The organism is Candidatus Limnocylindrus sp. (assembly GCF_040397215.1).
Lineage (GTDB): Bacteria > Chloroflexota > Limnocylindria > Limnocylindrales > Limnocylindraceae > Limnocylindrus.
In genome coordinates, this window is record NZ_JBBAWK010000003.1 from 95,042 (window position 1) to 112,803 (window position 17,762).

Sequence of the window (17,762 nt, forward strand, 5' to 3'; positions counted from 1 at the left end):
CCCCTCTCAGGGTAGGCTCGCTCTATGAACAGCCTTCCCGCGTTAATTCGTTTGGCGCACCCGCTCCCGACGACACTGAATGCGGTCGTGGCAGCGGGCCTCACCCTTGTAGCCGGTGGAAGGGTGGACCAAGCTGCCCTGGCAGCAATCACGATGCTTGGCGTCCACACATCAATTGGGGCCCTCAACGACCTCCTGGATCGCGGTACGGATCGCGGACGAGTGGAGAAGCCGATCGCAACGGGCGAGGTGAGTGAGCGCACGGCGCGAACCGTGATCGCAACTGGGGCTGCGATCGGCCTCGGCGCGGCGAGCATGCTGGGGGCGCTCAGCCTGCAGATTGCGGCGCTTGGCGCAACGCTGGGCTACCTCTACGACATAGGGATCAAGCGGACCTGGGCCTCGTTCCTCCCTTTCGCCCTTGGCGTTTCTCTCATTCCGCTCTTCGCCTGGAGTGCCGCCAGCCGCGAACCCTCGCTGCACATTCTTCTACTCAGCGCCGCAGCGATTCCTGGCGGAAGTGCGTTGGCACTACAGAACGCGCTCGCCGACTTCAGCCTTGATGCTGCCGCGGGCATGCGCAGTGTTGTGGTGCGTATTGGTGAGCGAGCGGCACGTGCCGCTGCGGCGGTGCTGCATCTTGTCGCATGGCTCACCATCAGCCTGAGTGGGGCTGCGCTACTTTCTTCGCAAGTGATTGGCGGAGCGCTGTTGCTCATCGGCCTGGCGCTCGGGTGGCAGCCCGGAGTGCAAACCCGTCGGCGCGGCTGGGAGATCAGTGCGCTCGGTCTTGCCTGCTGCGCATTTGGGCTCGCCCTTTCGCCTTCTTGAACAACGCCTCACATCTGCGTGAGGAGCGTGTCAGGATGCGCCTATGGGATTCCGCCTCTTTCGACGCATCCGCATTGCCCCTGGACTGAGCGTCAACCTTAGTAAGGGCGGGCTCTCGCTCTCGGGTGGCGTTCGCGGCGCCCGTGTCACCGTTGGCCGACGCGGCATCCGCCGCACAATTGGCGTTCCTGGGACCGGCGTCTCCTATACCGAAAATTCAGGCGCCGGCGATGTAGATTCTGGCGCGCAGACGCCGAGTGGCGGAGGGGTTGGTTGCGGCACCATCTTTCTCGCGCTGCTCGCCCTTGGCCTCATCGTTCAGCAGTGCGCCCCGAGCAACGGTGGCTCGCGACCGTCGTCGGACCCGACCCCAGAGCCGACGCCCATCGCCTCACCAACACCCGATGCGAGTGTTCCGCTGGCACTCTCTGTAGCGCCGCTGGCGGCGGTGAAGCGCGGTGCCGATGTCAGCCTCGAAATCAGTGCCGCCTACGGATCCGCGTGTGAGCTCGGCGTGCCGCTTGCGGCGCGCACAGGCGAGGCGCCACAGCCTTTTGAGATTCCCGAGAGTGGGACCGCCTTGGTCACATGGCCCGCTGGGGCGAAGGCTGCGAGTTCGGTGATCACCGTGGTCTGCACGCTCGGCGACCAGCGTGAGGCGCTTGAGATCATCCTGGTGGTGAGGTAGCGCGACCCGCCCTTCTGACCCCATACTGACGCGGTACGGCACGATGGCGGTACGTCCTCCAAGGGGGGGTAGCTCAGTTGGTTAGAGCTCCGAGCTTATATCTCGGCGGTCCCTGGTTCGATTCCAGGCCCCCCTACCAAACTCAGATCAACGCCTAGTTTCGAGCCCGTTTTGTGGTGCGCGTTCGGCTCGTGCGCCGTGCGGGCGCTTTGCTCGACTGACCACCAATGACGCTGACCTCACCATCGGCCTCAAGGATCGCCAACTTGATCTGCGTAATGTCGCCGATGCCAACGCGCCGCGCCGCGAGGGCAAGGTCGTCGGTGTTCATATTCGCAAGCGCAAGGCCACTGCGCAGCGCGCGTCCGTTGCGTGCCAGAAGGATTGGCTCACCCTCAATACCGCGACGTAACCGGGGGAAGCGCATCTCAAGAATATGGAGAAGGCGGGCAAGGATTAGGAGTGTTGCCGCGGCGACGATGCCGCCCAGCAAACTCGTGTCGGCGCCGACCATAGCGTTCTGCAGAGAATTAGCCAACACAAGAAGCAGAACTAAGTCGATCGTGCGGAGCTGTGCCGCTTCGCCGCGGCCAAGCAGGCGCAAGCCGACGAGAAGGAAAAAGTAGACGGCAGTGGTGCGCAGAACGATTCCCAGCAGAAGTTCCATGCCCAGAGCATACTCCTCTCATGGCACGTCCAATTGCGCTGATTACGGGAGCCTCGTCGGGCATTGGCGAGCGCATCGCCCTGCGTCTGGCATCGAGTGGTCATGATCTCGTGCTCGTGGCACGCCGCGGAGATGAGCTGGCGCGCGTCGCCGCTCTAGCTGCCGTAGCCGGCGCCGCGAGTGAGACGATCGTTGCCGACCTCTCGCAAGGTGTCGACGTGGCGAAGGTCGAAGCACGCATCGCCGATGAAGCTCGACCGATTGAGATTTTAGTGAACAACGCAGGCTACGGACGGTTCCGCAAGATCACGGAGCTCGATGGCGCTGGCGAAGCGAATGAGATCGCAGTGAATGTCACCGCACTGACGCTCCTTTCACGCGCGGCACTCGTTGCCATGGCGCCACGAAAGCGCGGCGGAATTCTGAATGTTTCCTCACTTGCATCGTTCATTCCGTTTCCTGGATTCACCACCTACGCTGCGACGAAAGCCTACGTGCGGCACTTCACCCTTGCGTTGCATGAAGAGGCGAAACCGTTCGGCGTCCGCGTCACCTGCGTCGCTCCAGGGGTTACGCCAACAGGATGGCAAGATCGCGCGGGGCTGAGCCAGAGCTCAGGCCTGCCGAGCTTCTTGCTGACCTCTGCGGACACTGTTGCCCGTGTTGCCCTTGAGGCGCTCCGTGATGGACGTGCGCTTGTGGTGCCGGGATGGATGAATGCACTCTCAGCACGATTCTTGAGCCTGATGCCGAGCTTCCTCCTGCGCCGCATGGGAGCGATCAGCGCCCGCTTCCCTCGTTAAGCGCGAAGACTCCAGCGCGCTCCGGTCGGCTCGTCGATCAGCTCCACACCAAGTGCTTCAATCGCTGCGCGGAGTGCGTCTGCATCACTGAATCGGTGCTCGGCGCGCGCGGCTGCACGGAGCGCGATTAGCTGTTCCACGGCGATGCTCACATCCACCCCAGGGCTCGTTGTGGGCACGGGGAGAGGCACTTCGGTCGTCGAGATGGCGGCGCGCGGTGCGCCGGCTGCGGCACCAAATCGTGCGACAAACGTTGCCAGGGACTCTGTTGCGCCGCCGTGCATTGCTGTTTCGCCAATCCCTGGAATGCGAATGGTCACCGCGCCTTTGCCGCCAACGGTGACGCTGTTCGCACCAAGGTCGATGGTGAGGGCGGAGTGCTCGTCGATGCCAAGGATGGCAGCGCCATCAGGGAGCGCGCGCTCCAACTGCTGCAGGCGGCCTTCGCCGATGAAGCAGCGCGAGGTGTCGTGCGTGGCGCCCTCGCTGTTGTTCCAGTGAGGAACGATCGCAACAGCAAGACCCGTGAGCGCGCCGATGATGTCGAGGCCATCAAGCCAGACCGGGTTCGTTCCCGCCTTGTAGATCTCATAGACCGGGATCGTGAATCGCCCTGATGCGGCTGCCGCAGCCGACGATGCGATCAGCGTGGCGTCGCTCTGAATGCGAGCGACGAGTTGCTCAACGATCGGCGTGCCGCCCCAACGACGCAGGGCGCGCGAAGGGGAGCCTGGTCCCAGGAAGATCAGGTCAGCCGCGTTCAGACCGGCGATCGTTGGGGCGAGGGCCGACGGGGCAAGATCGGCGCCGGCCCGATCAGTCTCTGGGAGACCAATCACCGTCGTCGGGATGCCGACCTTCGAGCGGAAGAAGACGGCGATCTTCTCGCCCATCTCGGCACGGTTCGTTTGAAAGTCGTAACTCCCGTCGAGGGCAACGAGTGACGACGGGGTGCTGCGCTTCGGCAGGGAGGCGACCAGGCTGCGGTGTAGCGGCGCCATCGATGGGCCGATCTCACCGGAGCCGATCAGGACGATTCTCCCTGGAGCCGTTTCTGCCGTCATGCCGTAAGTATGGCGCAGCCCAGTACGATCAAGGCATGGCAACCCTCTACCTCTCTGGCGGCGGACTCGGACGCTCAGCCCAGGCATGGCCCGAGGCGCTGCACTGGCTCGCCGCACAACCTGGCCCCCTGCTGCTCGCCTCCATTGCCTCAGACGACGATCGGCAGGCGCGCTCCCTCCAGCAGCTCCTCGCCGCCGTTGGTCGTGAGGCGACCCTCATCAGTCATCTGCCGCAGGAGTCAACTGAGCCAACAACGCTCTTCTTATGCGGTGGCGATGCTACGAGACTCCTTGATCAACCAGAGCGGGTACGTGAACTCACGAATGCCCTCACGCTGCCGCATCTCACGATCCTTGCCGACTCGGCGTCAGCGATGGCGCTCGGTCGGCGCGCCGCCTCGTGCACCTGCGGCGGCCACGCTATTCGCGTGATTGATGGCATCGGCGCGCTCGGCGCGTGGAGCATTCTGGCGCACGCGACTGGCGGCAACGATGAGCGACTCGCCGACCTTGCCGATGCGGCGTTGCCAAACGGTGGCCCGCGACTTGCGCTGCCAACCGGCGCTGCAGTTGAAGTCCTCGGCCTTGGATCGCGCACATCGGGCGAGCCCGGCGGCCTCGACTTTAGGAGCACACCCTGGTCACAAGTGAGCGCACACCGCAGCGACGCGCGCTAGAAAACACAACGCGCTACGGTGCGCGCTTTTCAACGTAGCGACAACGCACGCGAATCGGACAGCGCTCGCAATCTGGACGGAGCGCATCGCAGTGGCCGCGGCCGTGACGAATCAGCGCAACGTGTGCCTCGTACATGCGCGACGGCTCTACTAGATCGAACCAGGCGTCATGAGCGAACTGCAGACTCGCCTTTGGTGGCAGAAGGCCGATCCGCTTTGAGACGCGCTCCACATGTGTGTCGACCGGCATCAGTGGCACGCCAAAACAGAAGAGCATCACGATCGAAGCGGTCTTCGGTCCGATCCCCGGAATGGCGGTGAGCCAGTCACGCGCCGCCAGCGGCTCCATTGCCGTAAGAAATGTCAGGTCATACGAGCCGCTCTGTTCGCGCGTAGCGCGGAGTGCCGCCTTGATGCGCGGCGCCTTCTGCGCGGCAAGCCCGCCACTCTTGATGACCGCCGCAATAGAGCGCACCGGTGCTGCCTCAACCGCCGCCCAATTTGGGTAGCGGGCGCGGAGCGCCGTAAAAGCACGTTCCGCATTGGTGTCGCTGGTGTTCTGGCTCAGGATCGTGGTGACGAGCTCACTGATCGGGTCCATCCGTGGCTTCCAGACCGGAGTACCATAGAGGGTGGCGAGGCCCGATAGGGCGTCCTCGACGAGCCCAGGGCGACCCTTCTTCAGCCGCTTCACCCAGGTCTGCGCCGGGCTACTTCGTGCGGAAACTGGCCGTTTTCGTGCGGGTGGCATGCCTGCATCGTAGCCTCCCAGCCGCGCCAATTCACGGCGCACTGTGCGCGCCTAGAGGGGCATAACGCCCCCTGAACCCTCATCATGTCTCCTGACCGAACCGACAGCGTGCCCGCGCTGCGGATTCGGGATTGGGAGGACAAACATGGCGACACGGAACGCCGCCGGCGGCGTCAAGATCACCGTTCCGGCGACCTGGATCGCCTCGTGGACCCTCTACGACTTGGCTAACACCATCTGGTCGTACGGAATCTTTTCGTATGCGATCGGCCTCTACCTCACACGCCAACTCGGGGAAGCCGATGGCGGGCTTTGGTTCCAGATCGCAATTGCCATTTCAGTCGGCTTCAACGCACTGATCTCTCCTGCGATCGGCGCGGTATCTGATCGAGCAGGTAAGCGGCTTCCATATTTGCTCTTCTTTACCCTGATGGCAATTGTCCCCGCTTTCTTCATCCCGGATGCTCCGGTCCAAATTGGCGTCGTACTGTTCTGCTTAGCCAACTTTGGCTACCAGGCCTCGTTGGTCTACTATGACGCAACCATTAAGTTGGTCAGTACGCCAGAGAATCGCGGTTGGGTATCGGGTCTAGGAAACGGCCTCGGGTATTTGGGAACAATTTTGATTGGCGTCATCATTCTTGTGATGGCAGGATCACTCCCGGATGTTCCTTCGGATACCGAGTACTACACCTTCCTATCAAACATCTTTAAGCTTGCCCCAGTACTCTTCGGGATCTTGGCAATCCCAATGTTTGTCTTCATTAAAGAAGTGCCAGAGCCAGCTGGCCGGGCGACGAAGAAGAATTCACTCTTGGCAACCCTTGACACTATTCGTGAACTCAAAAAGGTGCCTGGGCTTCGCAGATTCCTAACCGCCCGATTTTTCTATACAGATGCGCAAAATACAGTGATTTCAATTATGACCGTGTTTGCAGTATCTGCTGTCGGATTTACGGTGGGCATGGCAAGTGTGGTACTTGTAGCGCTCGCGACCACGGCTGTAGTAGGCGGTTTGTTTTGGGGCCGTCGCACCGATAGCCACGGACCCAAGGCCTCACTCAACAAGGTGTTAGCCCTTTGGTCTGTCGCCCTGGTGATTGGGTCGATCTCACTCTTCTTCACGGGAGAGGCTGTCGCCGGGTTTACCGTCGGCCAGATCATGTTCATTGTCGCGGGTGTAATTCTCGGCTTCGGCTTCGGCGGCCTCTCGGGCGCTGACCGAATCCTTATGTATCGACTCTCGCCACCAAAGCAGCTGGGTGAGTTCTACGGCCTCTACGGCCTCGTGGGCAAGGGCTCCCAGGTACTTGGTGGACTTCTGTATGGCGCAACGCTATTCCTTTTGCATGAGTCGTTGGGCAATCTGGCATACGCTATTGGCCTGCTGACTCTACTCGTGACGATGCTCGTAGGTTGGTATCTCTTGCAAGGAGTTCCAGAGCAGCGCGAAGGCTGATATTCGACGCGCTCGGAGCGCTGCGTTAGCGAATGCGCGCAGCGCTCCAGCGAGTCAGCGCCGGGCCCCAGGCTCGCTCGCCGTCACCCTTACTAATCGCATCCAACTCAACAAGGCCGTTGATCGCGTCGGCGATCTCTGCGCTGCTCCACTTACGTGCCGCCTCGGCAAGCTTGCCGGCGGGGAACTCATGCATGCCAATCGTTCGCGCTGCGGTGGCTACTGACACACCCTCAACAACGGTTGCGCCATGAATCTGCGCGAGGTCACGCATTTTGCGATGCAGCGTTGCCACCACCATTGGCCCTGGCTCACTGACAGCACGTAGCAGGTGCTTTGAGACAAGCGTGCCGCTGCGTGAGACGATTGCGTCGGCGAAGGCAAAGAGTGAGCCAACGCCGCGATCGGCAACGAGTGCGTCAACGGCACGAAGTGAGATCGGCCCGGTGGGAATCGCCAGAATCAACTTCTCAAGCTCCACGACCGCCGTCATGCGAATGCCGCTGCGATCAAGGTCGGGCTCGCGCACCTCGGCTCCAAGCCGCTCGGCAATTGACTTCGCCGCATCGCCTGCGATCTCGCGGCCGGCACTCTTCGCGCGCGCGAGCAGCCACGATGCCAGCTCACCCGGTCCAGGCGATGCGCAGAGCACCACACTGCCGCCGCGATCCTGCACCAACAGCCCAAGTTCGCCAGGCCCGTCGGGACGCGCTCCCTTGAGGTTCGGTCGGCGCGCGCGTTGATCGACGAAGACGACACCGTTACCTGGCGCCATGTTGGCGAGGGTGTCGGTGAGGTTGGCGCGCAGATCCTTGGTGCGCCCGAGCCGACCAGCGCCAGCCACGACCATCAGTGAGCCGCCCCCGAAGAGGCCGCCCGTGCCGAGCCGGCGGCGTAGCTCGCCGAGCACTTCGGCCCCGTCGCCAGAGCCGCGCCCCTCAGCCTTGAGTCGCACCTTCTCGGGGAGCCCTCCTCCCATAGGGTCCTCGGCAGCCATGCGGACGCCCAGCGCCGCCACCGCCTCCTCGATGAGGAGGAGGTCGTCGCCCCAGGCTAGGAGGATCGGTGCCGTTCCCATGGGCGGATCCTAGCGCGTGGGATGGGGCAGCCTGAGCCTTCACCCGCCACGCCAACCGATGCGAGGCGGGTCGGCCACAGGGCATCGGCGGCTGCTGCACTTGGAGCGCGACGACCAATGGCAGAACGCGCAGGGGCAAGGCGTTCGCCGACACCACTCCGAACAACGATGCGATCTGGGCGTCGCAACGGCACGGTGATGGTCGCAGTGCCGTTGAGGTCTGTTCGCTCAACTACGGCACCGTGCTCCCCAAGGCGTTGAAGAGTCTCAGTAGAGGGGTGGCCATAGGAGTTCTTTGCTCCAACGGATACGACAGCAACCCGTGGATTAAGCACGCTCAGTAGTGCCCTGCTCGCCGACGCCTTACTTCCGTGATGCGGCGATTTCAGAAGGTCAACGGGGGTAGTGATGTTGTGGATGATGCGCGCGTCAATGTCGCTTTCGATATCTCCTGTGAACAGCGCACTAAAGCCTGGAACGTCAAGTCGCAAGACGATTGATCGATCATTGAGCGCGCGACCATCGTTGCCAGGCGGCAACGACAGGTACGTTTTATCTGGCCAAAGGACACTTAACCGCGCAGCTCCAAGCTGGAACCTCTCGCCAGTAAAGACCTGGTGGTACGAGATACGACTCCGATGCAAGATTTCTCTCCAACTTGATGCAGCTGGCCCCCCGCCGCGGTCTTCTGAACCGATGACCGAGGCAATGCGATATCGGTCTAAAAGTTTTGGGAGTCCGGCGAGGTGGTCCTCATGTGGGTGGCTAGCCACAAGCAGATCAATTCGACGATCCCAAGCCGGGATGATGCGATCTAACTCAGCGCTAAGGCGCGAAGGGTCAGGACCGCCGTCAATCAACATGCGACGGCCAGATACCTCAACAAGGATTGCATCGCCTTGCCCAACATCAAGCACGGTGATTCGTAGGGATCCTCGCGGTGCAGCGCTGCCAAGTGAGGTGAGCGCACTCACTGCGATCAACAGCGCGATGCCAAACGCCAGCCGCTCTGCTGCCGCACTGGATGATCCCGAGTTACCATCCGCTTGCTTTAGGTTGCTTTGCGGCTCATCTCGCAGGAGAAGCCAAACACCAGCCGCGCTGAGGGCGAGTCCAATACTGAGCGTGGCCCCACGAGGCACCTCGATGCCGCCAGCGGGTAGGTGTGCGCCGACCTGGGCGATCCACGCGGCAGCACTGAAGAGCGCCGTTGCCGGAAGAGCCAGCAGGCTCGGCACGATTACGAGTTGGGGCGGCAGCATGCGCACTAGCCCACCAGCAATCGTGGCGAGAATCGCGGCGGCGGTGGCCGGGGCAATAAGAGGGGCGATCAAGAGCGTCAGAGGAATAGACCAAACCGCAACTCGCCCAAAGAGGGCAATGACGAGCCCAAGCGTTGCCGCCTGGGCGGCGAGGCTCACGGCAACATCGCCGCCGATAAAGGACCAACCTGTGCGGAGGTGCTTGGGGAGCCTCTCGCCAAACGCTGTGGCCCACTCGGACCAGCGCTGGCTCTTTGCCAGCAGCCCAGCAGTCGCTAGTGCCGAGAGGCGAAAGCCAGGGTCAGCCGCAATCGCGGGATCAAGCACCATCAGGGCGAGAACGGCGTGTGACAGCGCAACCGCCCCGGAGCCAGGTCGACCAGAAGCCGCACCGATCAGCGCCGCGGCAGCCATAAAGCTGGCGCGGATGACGCTGGCGCTCGCGCCGGCGAAGAGACCATAGCCAATTGCTACAGCAATCAGCAGAGGGCGACGCCGTTTGGTAGGGAGCCGTTTCGCAAATCGATCAGCCACGGCCATGGTGATCGCGACATTCCAGCCAGAGAGCGCAACAACGTGTCCGAGGCCCGTCGCCGTAAAGTCTGCCGCGAGACGTTCGTCGACTCGCTCCCGCAAGCCGATCACGATTGCCGCGGCAAGCCCACCAGCTGGTGCTGGAAGCACGCGTTCAATGGCGTCGCCGAGGGCCGCCCGAAGTGACTCAAGCGGACTACCTCGGGAGACGATCTGCACACTTCGCGTTCGCGCTGTCGCTGAAATGCCCCGGATGCGCAGTCGCTCTTGAGCATCGGGCGTTACGGACCGCTGCGCAAGTGTCGTGAGCAGGGTGTCGCCGGTACGCACACTTGGATTTGGCGGCGCCTCCACCTGAATGCGCAACCCATCAACTTCGATGATGAATCGTTGTGCCCCACGAAGTGGGGCAAGGAGCGCCGCGACTTGTCCATGAACCTCGCCTGTTGGCACGAGGGCCGCTGCACCATCTGCGAGAGGGATGGGCGGGCCAAGTAGTGCTATGCGCGCACTGATGAGTAGAACGCCTAGGAGCGCCGCACGGATTAGGTCGTTCACTCTGAGATGCGCGCTTCGTGCCAGCGGCGCTAGTAAGACAAGTGCGCCGAGCGCAAGGGTAGGTGCGCCAGCGCGTAGGGTCGTGGCGGGGATGGGCAGCAACGAGAGCTGAGCGGTCGCCACTGCTGCGATGGCGGCCCACCCAGCGCGCCCCCCGAGTCGTGGCGCCCCGCGGCGCCATTTGCTCACGGTGTTACGAGCGGGCGGATCTGCTGGAGAACTCGATCGCTGATGATCCCTCGCGTGCGGAGATCGTCAACGATCAGAAATGGCGCATCTTTGCGCGCGGCAATGATCTTTGCCGCCGTAGCAGGGCCAATGCCTGGCAGCGTGTCGAGCTGCTCTGCACTCGCGGTATTTAGGTCAACCTTTCCACCTGTAGCAGTTGTAGCGACTGAGCCCGCTACGTCAGCCGCCGCGATGTCCCCAGGGGCGGCGTAGAGCGTTCCGCAGAGTATCCCCTGCACGCCGAGCATGAAGCGGTCATCTCGCGATGGGATGCGAATTGCAGAGCCGTCAGTGAGCGGTGCAGCGAGATTGAGGCAGATCTCAATGCGGAGCGGATCAATGCGTTCCCCCCACCCACCAGCGGCCGTAATGGCATCAATCAGCCGAGATCCGGCGGGTAGCGCGTAGACGCCAGGAGAACGGACTGCCCCGCTTACCTCAACGCGAAGTTCAGAGGTTTGAAATGACTCTTGCGGTACCCCTGTTGACTCTGTTGGGGTCGCCGCCACCGTGAAATCCGGCTCCGCAGAGAAGTTGAAGATCAGGGCGACTGCGAGTACGGAGCCAATGATCAGCGCCGGCCATCGATATCGGTGCAACACGAATGCATCGTGCGTTCCGCGAGGTATTACGCACGTACCGCGCCAATGCGGTGTGGCCCGCGGCTAGATCTGCTTGAGCTTCGGCAGCACCTCTTCGGCGAAGCGGATCATTGACTCCTCATCGTGTGGGGTAGAGAAGCCGGCGATCAGGTGGCGGTAGCCGATCTTCACGTACGGAGCGAGGTGCTCCACGATCTGATCAACGGTGCCTACCGGCTGGTTCTCCCAGGCTGGCTCGATGCCGTTGGCGGCGAATTGGGTCTTGTGGATGCGCAGGGCCTCGGCGGCATCGTTGCGAATCACCACGTTGCCAATGCCAATGGTGCGGTCGATCGTGCCGGGATCGCGGCCAATCGCCTCGCAGTGCTTCAGCAGCACCTCTTCTTTGTGTGCGACCTGCTCAGGGGTGCCGCTCACGTTGTTAGCGTCGCCGTACTTGGCAACGAGTTTTAGCGTGACCTGCTCGCCGCCGCCGCCGATCAGGATCGGCAGGTGCTTCTGAATGGGGGCAGGAAGGTTGCGCACCGTCTTCGCCTTGTAGCGCGGGCCGGTGGCGGTCGGTTCGGTGCCGTCGAGCATGCCGCGCATGATCGGCAGGGCCTCGCCGAGCCAGCGCAGTCGCTCAGGGAAGCCATCACCGAAGTTCAGGCCGAAGTGCTCGTGCTCCTCTTCGAACCAGGCGGCACCCACACCAAGGATGGCGCGGCCGTTGGAGATGTGGTCGAGGGTGGTGGCGAGCTTCGCCGTAAGGGTTGGCTCACGGAAGGTGTTCGCGCCGACCATCAGGCCGATGCGAATCTTCGAGGTGTTCTCGGCCCACGAGACAAGCGTCGACCAGCCTTCGAACATGGGGCCATTCGGGTTGCCGATGATCGGGTACATGTGGTCCCAGGTCCAAAGGGTGTCGAAGCCGACGCGATCGGCGGTAACGCCCATCGACTTGACCGACTTCCACTCGGTGAACTGTGGCCATACCAGCGCGCCAATCTTGACCTCACCCACGATGAACCCTCCTTAACCCCAGCGGCAGGCCGCCGCGTTGCGCCAAGGGTACTCCTCAGCGCGGCTCTCGCGTACAGTGTGCCAACTGTCAACCAGGGAATCTGGTTCAGCCCGCCAGCTTGAGGTGCATCGTGGCCCAGGAAACCGTCGACGGAGAGACACAGCCAAAGAAGAAGAAGATGAGCAAGACCCGCAAGTTCCTCATCGCCCTTGGCGTGATTGCTGGCCTGCTGGTTGGCGCCTGGGTCCTTGTCGTCACCCCTGCCATCAACAAGCTCGCAACCGAGCAGCTTCAGGCCGCGGGCCTTGAGGGCGCGATCGTTGAGATCCGTGCCGACGGCGCGAAGCTCACCCTTCCAACACTCCCTGCCTCGGTAGGTGGTGGCAACCTGATGGCGACCAATCTTGTCTTTGAGTTTGGCGGCTTCGGTATTGACGACATCAACGGCCTGATGGCCGGTGCCGAGTCGGGCACGATCGTTCTCCCTGAAGGGACGCGCTTCACGATGACAGCGGACACCTTCTCCTCGTTTGCGGATCTAACCGTGATCGGCACCGATAAGACGGCCGCTCTCACCGGAACGATCTCCAACGAGCTCGCCCAAGCGCTTGCAGCGGCGATCAAGGATGGAAAGATCGAAGGCTCTGATGCGACTGCGGGGCTTCCAATGAGCGACATCGTCTTGACCCCTGGAACTGGTGGAACGGTGATGACCGCAACCGTTGACGTTGCGGCGATGTTGGCGCTACTCGCGCAGTAACTGCTGGTTGCGCAGCGCGGCTGCGCTGTTCGCTAGCCGACGATATTGACGAGACGCCCGCCGGCGTGGATCACCTTCTTCGGCGCGCGCCCCTCGAGGGCGAGCTGCACCTTTGGTGAGGCGAGGGCGAGCGCTTCGATCTCGGCCTCGGTTGCGGTGGCGCTCACGGTGAGCTTGTCGCGCAGCTTGCCGTTGACCTGCACTGGCAGTTCGCGGGTGCTCTCGGTGAGCAGGCTGGCGTCCACGGTTGGCCATGCGCACTGATGGATCGAGGTCCAGCGCGGGTCGCTGCCGCTGATGCCCGCGGCCGCCTGCACGCGGCTGTGCATCTCGTCGGCGAGGTGTGGCGCCATCGGGGCGATGCCGGCGAGCAGGTAGTGAATCGCCTCGTTCCACGCCGCGGTACCAGCAACAGGGCTGCCGCGATACGGGAAGAGCGCGTTGGCGAGCTCCATCAGCTTGGCAACGGCGGTGTTGAAGCGGAAGGCCTCGATGTCGGTGCCCACGCCGCCGAGCGCCTTGTGCGCGGCGCGACGAACGGCGGCTTCGCCGGCGGCCTGATCTTGGCCCGCGGGGAGAACGCCAGAGTTCGGATCACCCGGCTCCTTGCCGTGTGGGTCGAGGGCGAGTGTCCAGATGCGGCCAAGGAAGCGCACCATGCCGCTGATGCCGCTCGACGACCAGGCGCCACCCTGATCCCATGGGCCCATGAACATCAAGAAGAGGCGCACCGCATCGGCGCCGTGTCGGCTGACGAGTTCGTCGGGGTCTTGCACGTTGCCGCGCGACTTCGACATGCGCTCGCCGTCGGCGCCAAGGATCTGCCCCTGATTGAAGAGGCGCGTGAACGGCTCAGATTCGCCGATCAGCCCAAGGTCGCGCATTGCCTTGGTAAAGAAGCGCGAGTAGAGCAGGTGCATCACCGCATGTTCAGCACCACCGGTGTACTGATCGACTGGGCACCAGGTGTCAACGAGCTTGCGATCGACTGGGCCAAGTTCGTTCTTTGGCGCGAGGTAGCGATACCAGTACCACGACGAATCGACGAAGGTGTCCATCGTGTCGGTCTCGCGCTGACCAGGGCCGCCGCACTTCGGGCACGGCACGTTCAGCCACGCGGTGGCGGTCTTCAGTGGCGACTCGCCGGTCGTCTTGAAGTCGACGTCATCAGGCAACGTGACTGGCAGCTGCTCCACCGGCACGCCAACGGGGCCGCAGGTGGTGCAGTGAATGATCGGGATCGGTGTGCCCCAATAGCGCTGGCGACTGATCAGCCAGTCGCGCAGGCGGTAGGTGACCTTCTTCTCGCCGCTCTTACTGCTCTCGAGATGGGCGATCGCCTTGGTGAGCGACTCAGGCCAGGCGGCGCCGTTCCAGGCGGGGCTGTTCACGGCGACGGCGGCACCCTCTGCCTTCTCTACGTACGGGAGCGGTACGTCGTTTGGTGTAGCAGCCAAGTTTGCTGGCGCCACTACTGGAACAATCGGCAGGCCGAACTGCTGGGCGAATTCGTAGTCGCGCTCGTCGTGCGCTGGCACCGCCATGATCGCGCCCGTGCCGTAACCGGCGAGCACGTAGTCGGCAATCCAGACTGGAACCTTCTCACCGTTCACCGGATTGATGGCGAATGCACCGGTGGCCACACCGCTCTTCTCTTTTGTGGTGGTGAGGCGGTCAATTTCGGTCTTGCGCTTCGTTGCCTCGATGTAGGCGGTGACTGCGGCGCGCTGCTCTGGTGTGGTGATGGTGTCGACAAGCTCATGCTCTGGTGCGAGCACCATGAAGGTTGCGCCATAGAGCGTGTCGGGGCGCGTGGTGAAGATGCGCAACTTCTCGCCGCCCGTGTGATGCGCCGCAGGTGCAACGGTGAAGTCAACCTCGGCACCCTCGGAGCGACCGATCCAATTTGTCTGCATCGTACGAATCGGCTCTGGCCAGCTCAGCCCCTCAAACGAGAGAAGTTCGTCAGCGTAATCGGTGATCTTGAAGAACCACTGCGTCAGGTCGCGCTTGGTGACCTGGGTGGAGCAGCGCCAGCAGACGCGATCAACACCCTCAACCTGTTCGCGCGCGAGGGTGACTTGACACGATGGGCACCAGTCGACCGGCGCCTGCTTGCGATAGGCGACACCCTTCTCGTAAAACTTCAGGAAGATCCACTGGTTCCAGCGGAAGTAGACCGGATCGCAGGTGACGACCTCGGCGTTCCAATCGAATGAGGCGCCCATCATGCGGAACTGGAGGCGCATCTTCTCCATGTTGGCGACCGTCCATTCGCGCGGATGGATCTTGCGCTTGATCGCGGCGTTCTCGGCGGGGAGGCCGAAGGCATCGAAGCCGACCGGGTAGAAGACGTTGAAGCCCTGCATGCGCTTGTAGCGCGCGATGACGTCGGTCGGGGTCTTTACGTACCAGTGGCCAATGTGTAGGTCGCCCGACGGGTAGGGCCACATCGTGAGCAGGTAGTAGTTCGGCTTGCTGGTGTTGGTGAGGTCGGTGGTGTGGAGTCCAAGCTCCTCCCAGCGGCGCTGCCAGCGCGGCTCAATCTCGGTCGGGTCGTACCGCTCGAGTCGCTCGTCTTGCTCGGCCACGGGTGGGGCTCCTCTCCTTCCGAAGCACGCCATTCGGCGGCTTGGTGGAGCTAAAGGGATTCGAACCCTTGACCTCTTGCATGCCATGCAAGCGCTCTACCAACTGAGCTATAGCCCCAAGGGGAGCGAGTGTATCAGCCACTCCCGCCTCAGCCTCGCGCGATACCTCGCGTGGCGCCACGTGCGGCGAGGGGGAGAAGGGCGAGGGAGAGTAGGACGAGGGCGAGCCCGCCAGCGAACGGGGTCACCCCGATCGCCAGTGTGGCAACGAGGCCACCGAGGATCGGCCCCGCCGAGATCCCAATGTCGAACGAGACGTTGAACGCACCGTTTGCGCGGCCACGCTCTTCGGGGGCACTGGCAATGGCGATGGCGCCAGCCGCCGCTGGGAAGATCAGCCCGTAGCCAATGCCGTAGAGCACCATCGCCACCAGGTCGATGGTGATCGTTGGGCTTATGGCAAGCAGGGTGAGCGCACCAACCAGCGCGCCAAGTCCAATGAGCGAGATACCGAACGGCCCGCGCTTGTCGACGCGCGTGGAGGTGCGACTAAGCATCAGCGCAATCGCGATGATGCCGAAGATCGTGAAGAGTCCACCACTCGCCCCCGCTGCGTATCGGAGCGCCGCCTCTTGCGTGCGTCCCTCTTCGAGTGCCCGCTGAATGAGACCATCTTTAATGAAGCCGGTCACTGTGCCAACAGCCGCCTCGAGTCCGAAGATCGCGAGCAGGGCAACGCGCACGCGAGGCTCGCTCAGGATGCGGCGCCACGCGCCAACGGTTGGGCGCGTGGCTGGTGTGACCACCAGCGTCTCGGGGAGGAACGGCAGAACGACAGCAAGGCCAATTGCAATAAAGGCGGCAACGCCAAGGAATACTGCATTGACACCAAAGAAGTTGGAGACCAGTGCGGCCGTTGCGGGACCGAAGACGGCGGCAATGCCAATGAGTGCACCAGCTCGGCCGAGCGTTCGGCCGCGCTCACCAACTGGAGCAGCGTCACCGAGGAGGGCGAAGAGCGCAGCCGCGAGCACACCGCCAGAGGCGCCGTGAATGACGCGCGCCAACAGGAAGAGCGGCAGCGAGTCGGCGAGGGCGTAGATGGCGATAGCAAGGGGGCTGATCACCAGTGCGGCAACTACGACGCGGCGACGGCCGATGCGGTCGGCGAGGATGCCACCGATTGGGTCAAAGGCGAGATTTGCGAGCGAATATGCGGCGATGGCAATGCCGACCAAGAGTGGGGTGCCGCCGAGTCCCTGGGCACGTGGGCCAATGACTGGCAACAGGGCGAAGTTGTCGATGAAGGCGAGGAAGATCGCGGCGTAGATCGCCGCGCGGCTCCGTCGCGTGAGGGTTGGGGTGGCAGTCGTCATCGGTAGAGCATCCCACGCGCCGAGAGATACCGCCGCCATGCGAAACTCTGCACCGTGAGCCCACGACCGTATCGTCTGATTCGCAGCCAACGTGCACGCCGCCTCACGTTGCGCATTGACCATGAACATGGCCTTGAGGCGGTGGTGCCGGAGCGCTATAGCGAGGCGCGAGCACGGCGCGATGTTGAGGCATTCATTGCCACGCGCCTCAAGTGGATTGACCGCTCCCTTGCCGAGGTAACCTCACGTCGTACCGCGCTCGGCACTGATGGTCGCCTCGCCGTTGGCGGACTGATCCCGTATGCCGGGCGTCCGCACCATATTGTCGTTGGCACCGGGATCAGCATCGCGGCGCTCAACGGCGAAATCCAGATCCCGCCATCCATCGCGGGGGATCCTGAGGTGGTGCGCCGTCGACTCTTGAGCTGGCTGCGCCGCCGCGCGCGCACAATCGCCGAGCAGATGATCAGCGTCTACGCCGCAGAGATGCGCGTCACCCCCACGCGCCTGCGCATCGGCGATCAGTCGACGCGCTGGGGGAGCGCCTCGGGTGACGGCACGATCTCGCTCTCGTGGCGGCTGGTACTGGCGCCACCATCATGCTTCGAGGCGGTTGTTGTTCATGAGCTCGCCCACCTGCGCGCCAACGGCCACGGCGCACGATTCCGAGCGGTGGTGGAGCGGCACCTCCCCGACGAGGCGGCGCGCATGCGCCAACTGCAGCGGCTGGCTCCCGCCCTGGGCGCGGTTCGCTAGGAACCTGCTTCGCTGTAAGGGGGGCTGGTGGAGCTGAGGGGATTCGAACCCCTTACCTCGACAATGCGAATGTC

The 17,762-nt window shown here is 63.1% G+C and carries 16 protein-coding genes and 2 tRNA genes; 8 read left to right on the top strand and 10 right to left on the bottom strand.

Going from position 1 to position 17,762, the window contains the following annotated elements; translation table 11 throughout:
• Positions 1–24: 24 nt before the first annotated feature.
• The 3 genes from AC3LCN_RS01815 (at position 25) to AC3LCN_RS01825 (ending at position 1,658) form a co-directional block, all read left to right on the top strand.
• Positions 25–831: a UbiA family prenyltransferase gene (locus tag AC3LCN_RS01815; RefSeq protein WP_488648383.1), complete on the top strand. Its 807-nt coding sequence runs from the start codon at positions 25–27 to the stop codon at positions 829–831.
• Between the two features lie 43 nt (positions 832–874).
• Positions 875–1,519 carry a DUF4236 domain-containing protein gene (locus AC3LCN_RS01820; protein ID WP_488648384.1) on the top strand — a complete coding sequence of 215 codons (645 nt, stop codon included), beginning with the start codon at positions 875–877 and terminating at the stop codon, positions 1,517–1,519.
• 62 nt (positions 1,520–1,581) lie between these two features.
• Positions 1,582–1,658: transfer RNA gene (locus AC3LCN_RS01825), tRNA-Ile, on the top strand.
• 15 nt (positions 1,659–1,673) lie between these two features.
• Here the strand turns inward: AC3LCN_RS01825 and AC3LCN_RS01830 are convergent.
• Positions 1,674–2,186, bottom strand: coding sequence for a DUF421 domain-containing protein (locus tag AC3LCN_RS01830; RefSeq protein WP_488648385.1), 513 nt, complete (start codon positions 2,184–2,186; stop codon positions 1,674–1,676).
• 20 nt (positions 2,187–2,206) lie between these two features.
• Here AC3LCN_RS01830 and AC3LCN_RS01835 point away from each other — a divergent pair, with 20 nt between their 5' ends.
• Positions 2,207–2,989, top strand: coding sequence for an SDR family NAD(P)-dependent oxidoreductase (locus AC3LCN_RS01835; RefSeq protein WP_488648386.1), 783 nt, complete (start codon positions 2,207–2,209; stop codon positions 2,987–2,989).
• On the opposite strand, the gene AC3LCN_RS01840 is transcribed toward AC3LCN_RS01835, so the two are convergent.
• Positions 2,986–4,053: a type 1 glutamine amidotransferase family protein gene (locus AC3LCN_RS01840; protein ID WP_488648387.1), complete on the bottom strand. Its 1,068-nt coding sequence runs from the start codon at positions 4,051–4,053 to the stop codon at positions 2,986–2,988. The genes AC3LCN_RS01835 and AC3LCN_RS01840 overlap by 4 nt on opposite strands.
• Positions 4,054–4,088: 35 nt before the next feature.
• On the opposite strand from AC3LCN_RS01840, the gene AC3LCN_RS01845 reads away from it, so the two are divergent.
• Positions 4,089–4,730 carry a hypothetical protein gene (locus tag AC3LCN_RS01845; protein ID WP_488648388.1) on the top strand — a complete coding sequence of 214 codons (642 nt, stop codon included), beginning with the start codon at positions 4,089–4,091 and terminating at the stop codon, positions 4,728–4,730.
• Between the two features lie 13 nt (positions 4,731–4,743).
• Here AC3LCN_RS01845 and AC3LCN_RS01850 read toward each other — a convergent pair whose 3' ends face one another.
• Positions 4,744–5,481, bottom strand: coding sequence for an endonuclease III domain-containing protein (locus tag AC3LCN_RS01850; protein ID WP_488648389.1), 738 nt, complete (start codon positions 5,479–5,481; stop codon positions 4,744–4,746).
• A gap of 145 nt (positions 5,482–5,626) precedes the next feature.
• On the opposite strand from AC3LCN_RS01850, the gene AC3LCN_RS01855 reads away from it, so the two are divergent.
• The gene (locus AC3LCN_RS01855) at positions 5,627–6,940 is read left to right on the top strand and encodes an MFS transporter (RefSeq protein WP_488648390.1); all 1,314 of its coding nucleotides are present in this window, start codon (positions 5,627–5,629) and stop codon (positions 6,938–6,940) included.
• Between the two features lie 25 nt (positions 6,941–6,965).
• Here the strand turns inward: AC3LCN_RS01855 and holA are convergent, their stop codons facing one another.
• From holA to AC3LCN_RS01875, 4 genes are all read right to left on the bottom strand, one after another.
• Positions 6,966–8,018 (bottom strand): DNA polymerase III subunit delta, encoded by a 1,053-nt coding sequence (holA, locus tag AC3LCN_RS01860; protein WP_488648391.1) that lies wholly within the window; start codon positions 8,016–8,018, stop codon positions 6,966–6,968.
• Positions 7,994–10,495, bottom strand: coding sequence for a ComEC/Rec2 family competence protein (locus tag AC3LCN_RS01865; protein WP_488648392.1), 2,502 nt, complete (start codon positions 10,493–10,495; stop codon positions 7,994–7,996). The genes holA and AC3LCN_RS01865 overlap by 25 nt, the downstream gene beginning before the upstream one ends.
• 62 nt (positions 10,496–10,557) lie before the next feature.
• Positions 10,558–11,202 (bottom strand): ComEA family DNA-binding protein, encoded by a 645-nt coding sequence (locus AC3LCN_RS01870; RefSeq protein WP_488648393.1) that lies wholly within the window; start codon positions 11,200–11,202, stop codon positions 10,558–10,560.
• A gap of 63 nt (positions 11,203–11,265) precedes the next feature.
• On the bottom strand, positions 11,266–12,204 hold the full coding sequence (locus AC3LCN_RS01875) for an LLM class flavin-dependent oxidoreductase (RefSeq protein ID WP_488648394.1): 939 nt from the start codon (positions 12,202–12,204) through the stop codon (positions 11,266–11,268).
• Positions 12,205–12,383: 179 nt separating this feature from the next.
• Here AC3LCN_RS01875 and AC3LCN_RS01880 point away from each other — a divergent pair, with 179 nt between their 5' ends.
• Complete coding sequence (locus AC3LCN_RS01880; protein ID WP_488648395.1) at positions 12,384–12,965, top strand: hypothetical protein; 582 nt, start codon at positions 12,384–12,386, stop codon at positions 12,963–12,965.
• A 32-nt stretch (positions 12,966–12,997) separates the two neighbouring features.
• On the opposite strand, the gene leuS is transcribed toward AC3LCN_RS01880, so the two are convergent.
• The 3 genes from leuS to AC3LCN_RS01895 all read right to left on the bottom strand — a co-directional run bounded on the left by leuS (position 12,998) and on the right by AC3LCN_RS01895 (position 16,932).
• Positions 12,998–15,556 (bottom strand): leucine--tRNA ligase, encoded by a 2,559-nt coding sequence (gene leuS, locus AC3LCN_RS01885; protein WP_488648396.1) that lies wholly within the window; start codon positions 15,554–15,556, stop codon positions 12,998–13,000.
• Positions 15,557–15,598: 42 nt separating this feature from the next.
• Positions 15,599–15,674: transfer RNA gene (locus tag AC3LCN_RS01890), tRNA-Ala, on the bottom strand.
• A 31-nt stretch (positions 15,675–15,705) separates the two neighbouring features.
• Positions 15,706–16,932: an MFS transporter gene (locus tag AC3LCN_RS01895; RefSeq protein WP_488648397.1), complete on the bottom strand. Its 1,227-nt coding sequence runs from the start codon at positions 16,930–16,932 to the stop codon at positions 15,706–15,708.
• A gap of 54 nt (positions 16,933–16,986) precedes the next feature.
• Here AC3LCN_RS01895 and AC3LCN_RS01900 point away from each other — a divergent pair, with 54 nt between their 5' ends.
• Entirely contained in the window at positions 16,987–17,688 is a 702-nt protein-coding gene (locus AC3LCN_RS01900) for a M48 family metallopeptidase (RefSeq protein WP_488648398.1), read from the top strand.
• Positions 17,689–17,762: the final 74 nt, after the last annotated feature.

Excerpts from the sequence above, each read along its gene's own strand:
- AC3LCN_RS01815 (WP_488648383.1), top strand. The coding sequence starts at position 25 with ATGAACAGCCTTCCCGCGTTAATTCGTTTGGCGCACCCGCTCCCGACG.
- AC3LCN_RS01820 (WP_488648384.1), top strand. The coding sequence starts at position 875 with ATGGGATTCCGCCTCTTTCGACGCATCCGCATTGCCCCTGGACTGAGC.
- AC3LCN_RS01830 (WP_488648385.1), bottom strand. The coding sequence starts at position 2,186 with ATGGAACTTCTGCTGGGAATCGTTCTGCGCACCACTGCCGTCTACTTT.
- AC3LCN_RS01835 (WP_488648386.1), top strand. The coding sequence starts at position 2,207 with ATGGCACGTCCAATTGCGCTGATTACGGGAGCCTCGTCGGGCATTGGC.
- AC3LCN_RS01840 (WP_488648387.1), bottom strand. The coding sequence starts at position 4,053 with ATGACGGCAGAAACGGCTCCAGGGAGAATCGTCCTGATCGGCTCCGGT.
- AC3LCN_RS01845 (WP_488648388.1), top strand. The coding sequence starts at position 4,089 with ATGGCAACCCTCTACCTCTCTGGCGGCGGACTCGGACGCTCAGCCCAG.
- AC3LCN_RS01850 (WP_488648389.1), bottom strand. The coding sequence starts at position 5,481 with ATGCCACCCGCACGAAAACGGCCAGTTTCCGCACGAAGTAGCCCGGCG.
- AC3LCN_RS01855 (WP_488648390.1), top strand. The coding sequence starts at position 5,627 with ATGGCGACACGGAACGCCGCCGGCGGCGTCAAGATCACCGTTCCGGCG.
- holA (WP_488648391.1), bottom strand. The coding sequence starts at position 8,018 with ATGGGAACGGCACCGATCCTCCTAGCCTGGGGCGACGACCTCCTCCTC.
- AC3LCN_RS01880 (WP_488648395.1), top strand. The coding sequence starts at position 12,384 with ATGAGCAAGACCCGCAAGTTCCTCATCGCCCTTGGCGTGATTGCTGGC.
- AC3LCN_RS01895 (WP_488648397.1), bottom strand. The coding sequence starts at position 16,932 with ATGACGACTGCCACCCCAACCCTCACGCGACGGAGCCGCGCGGCGATC.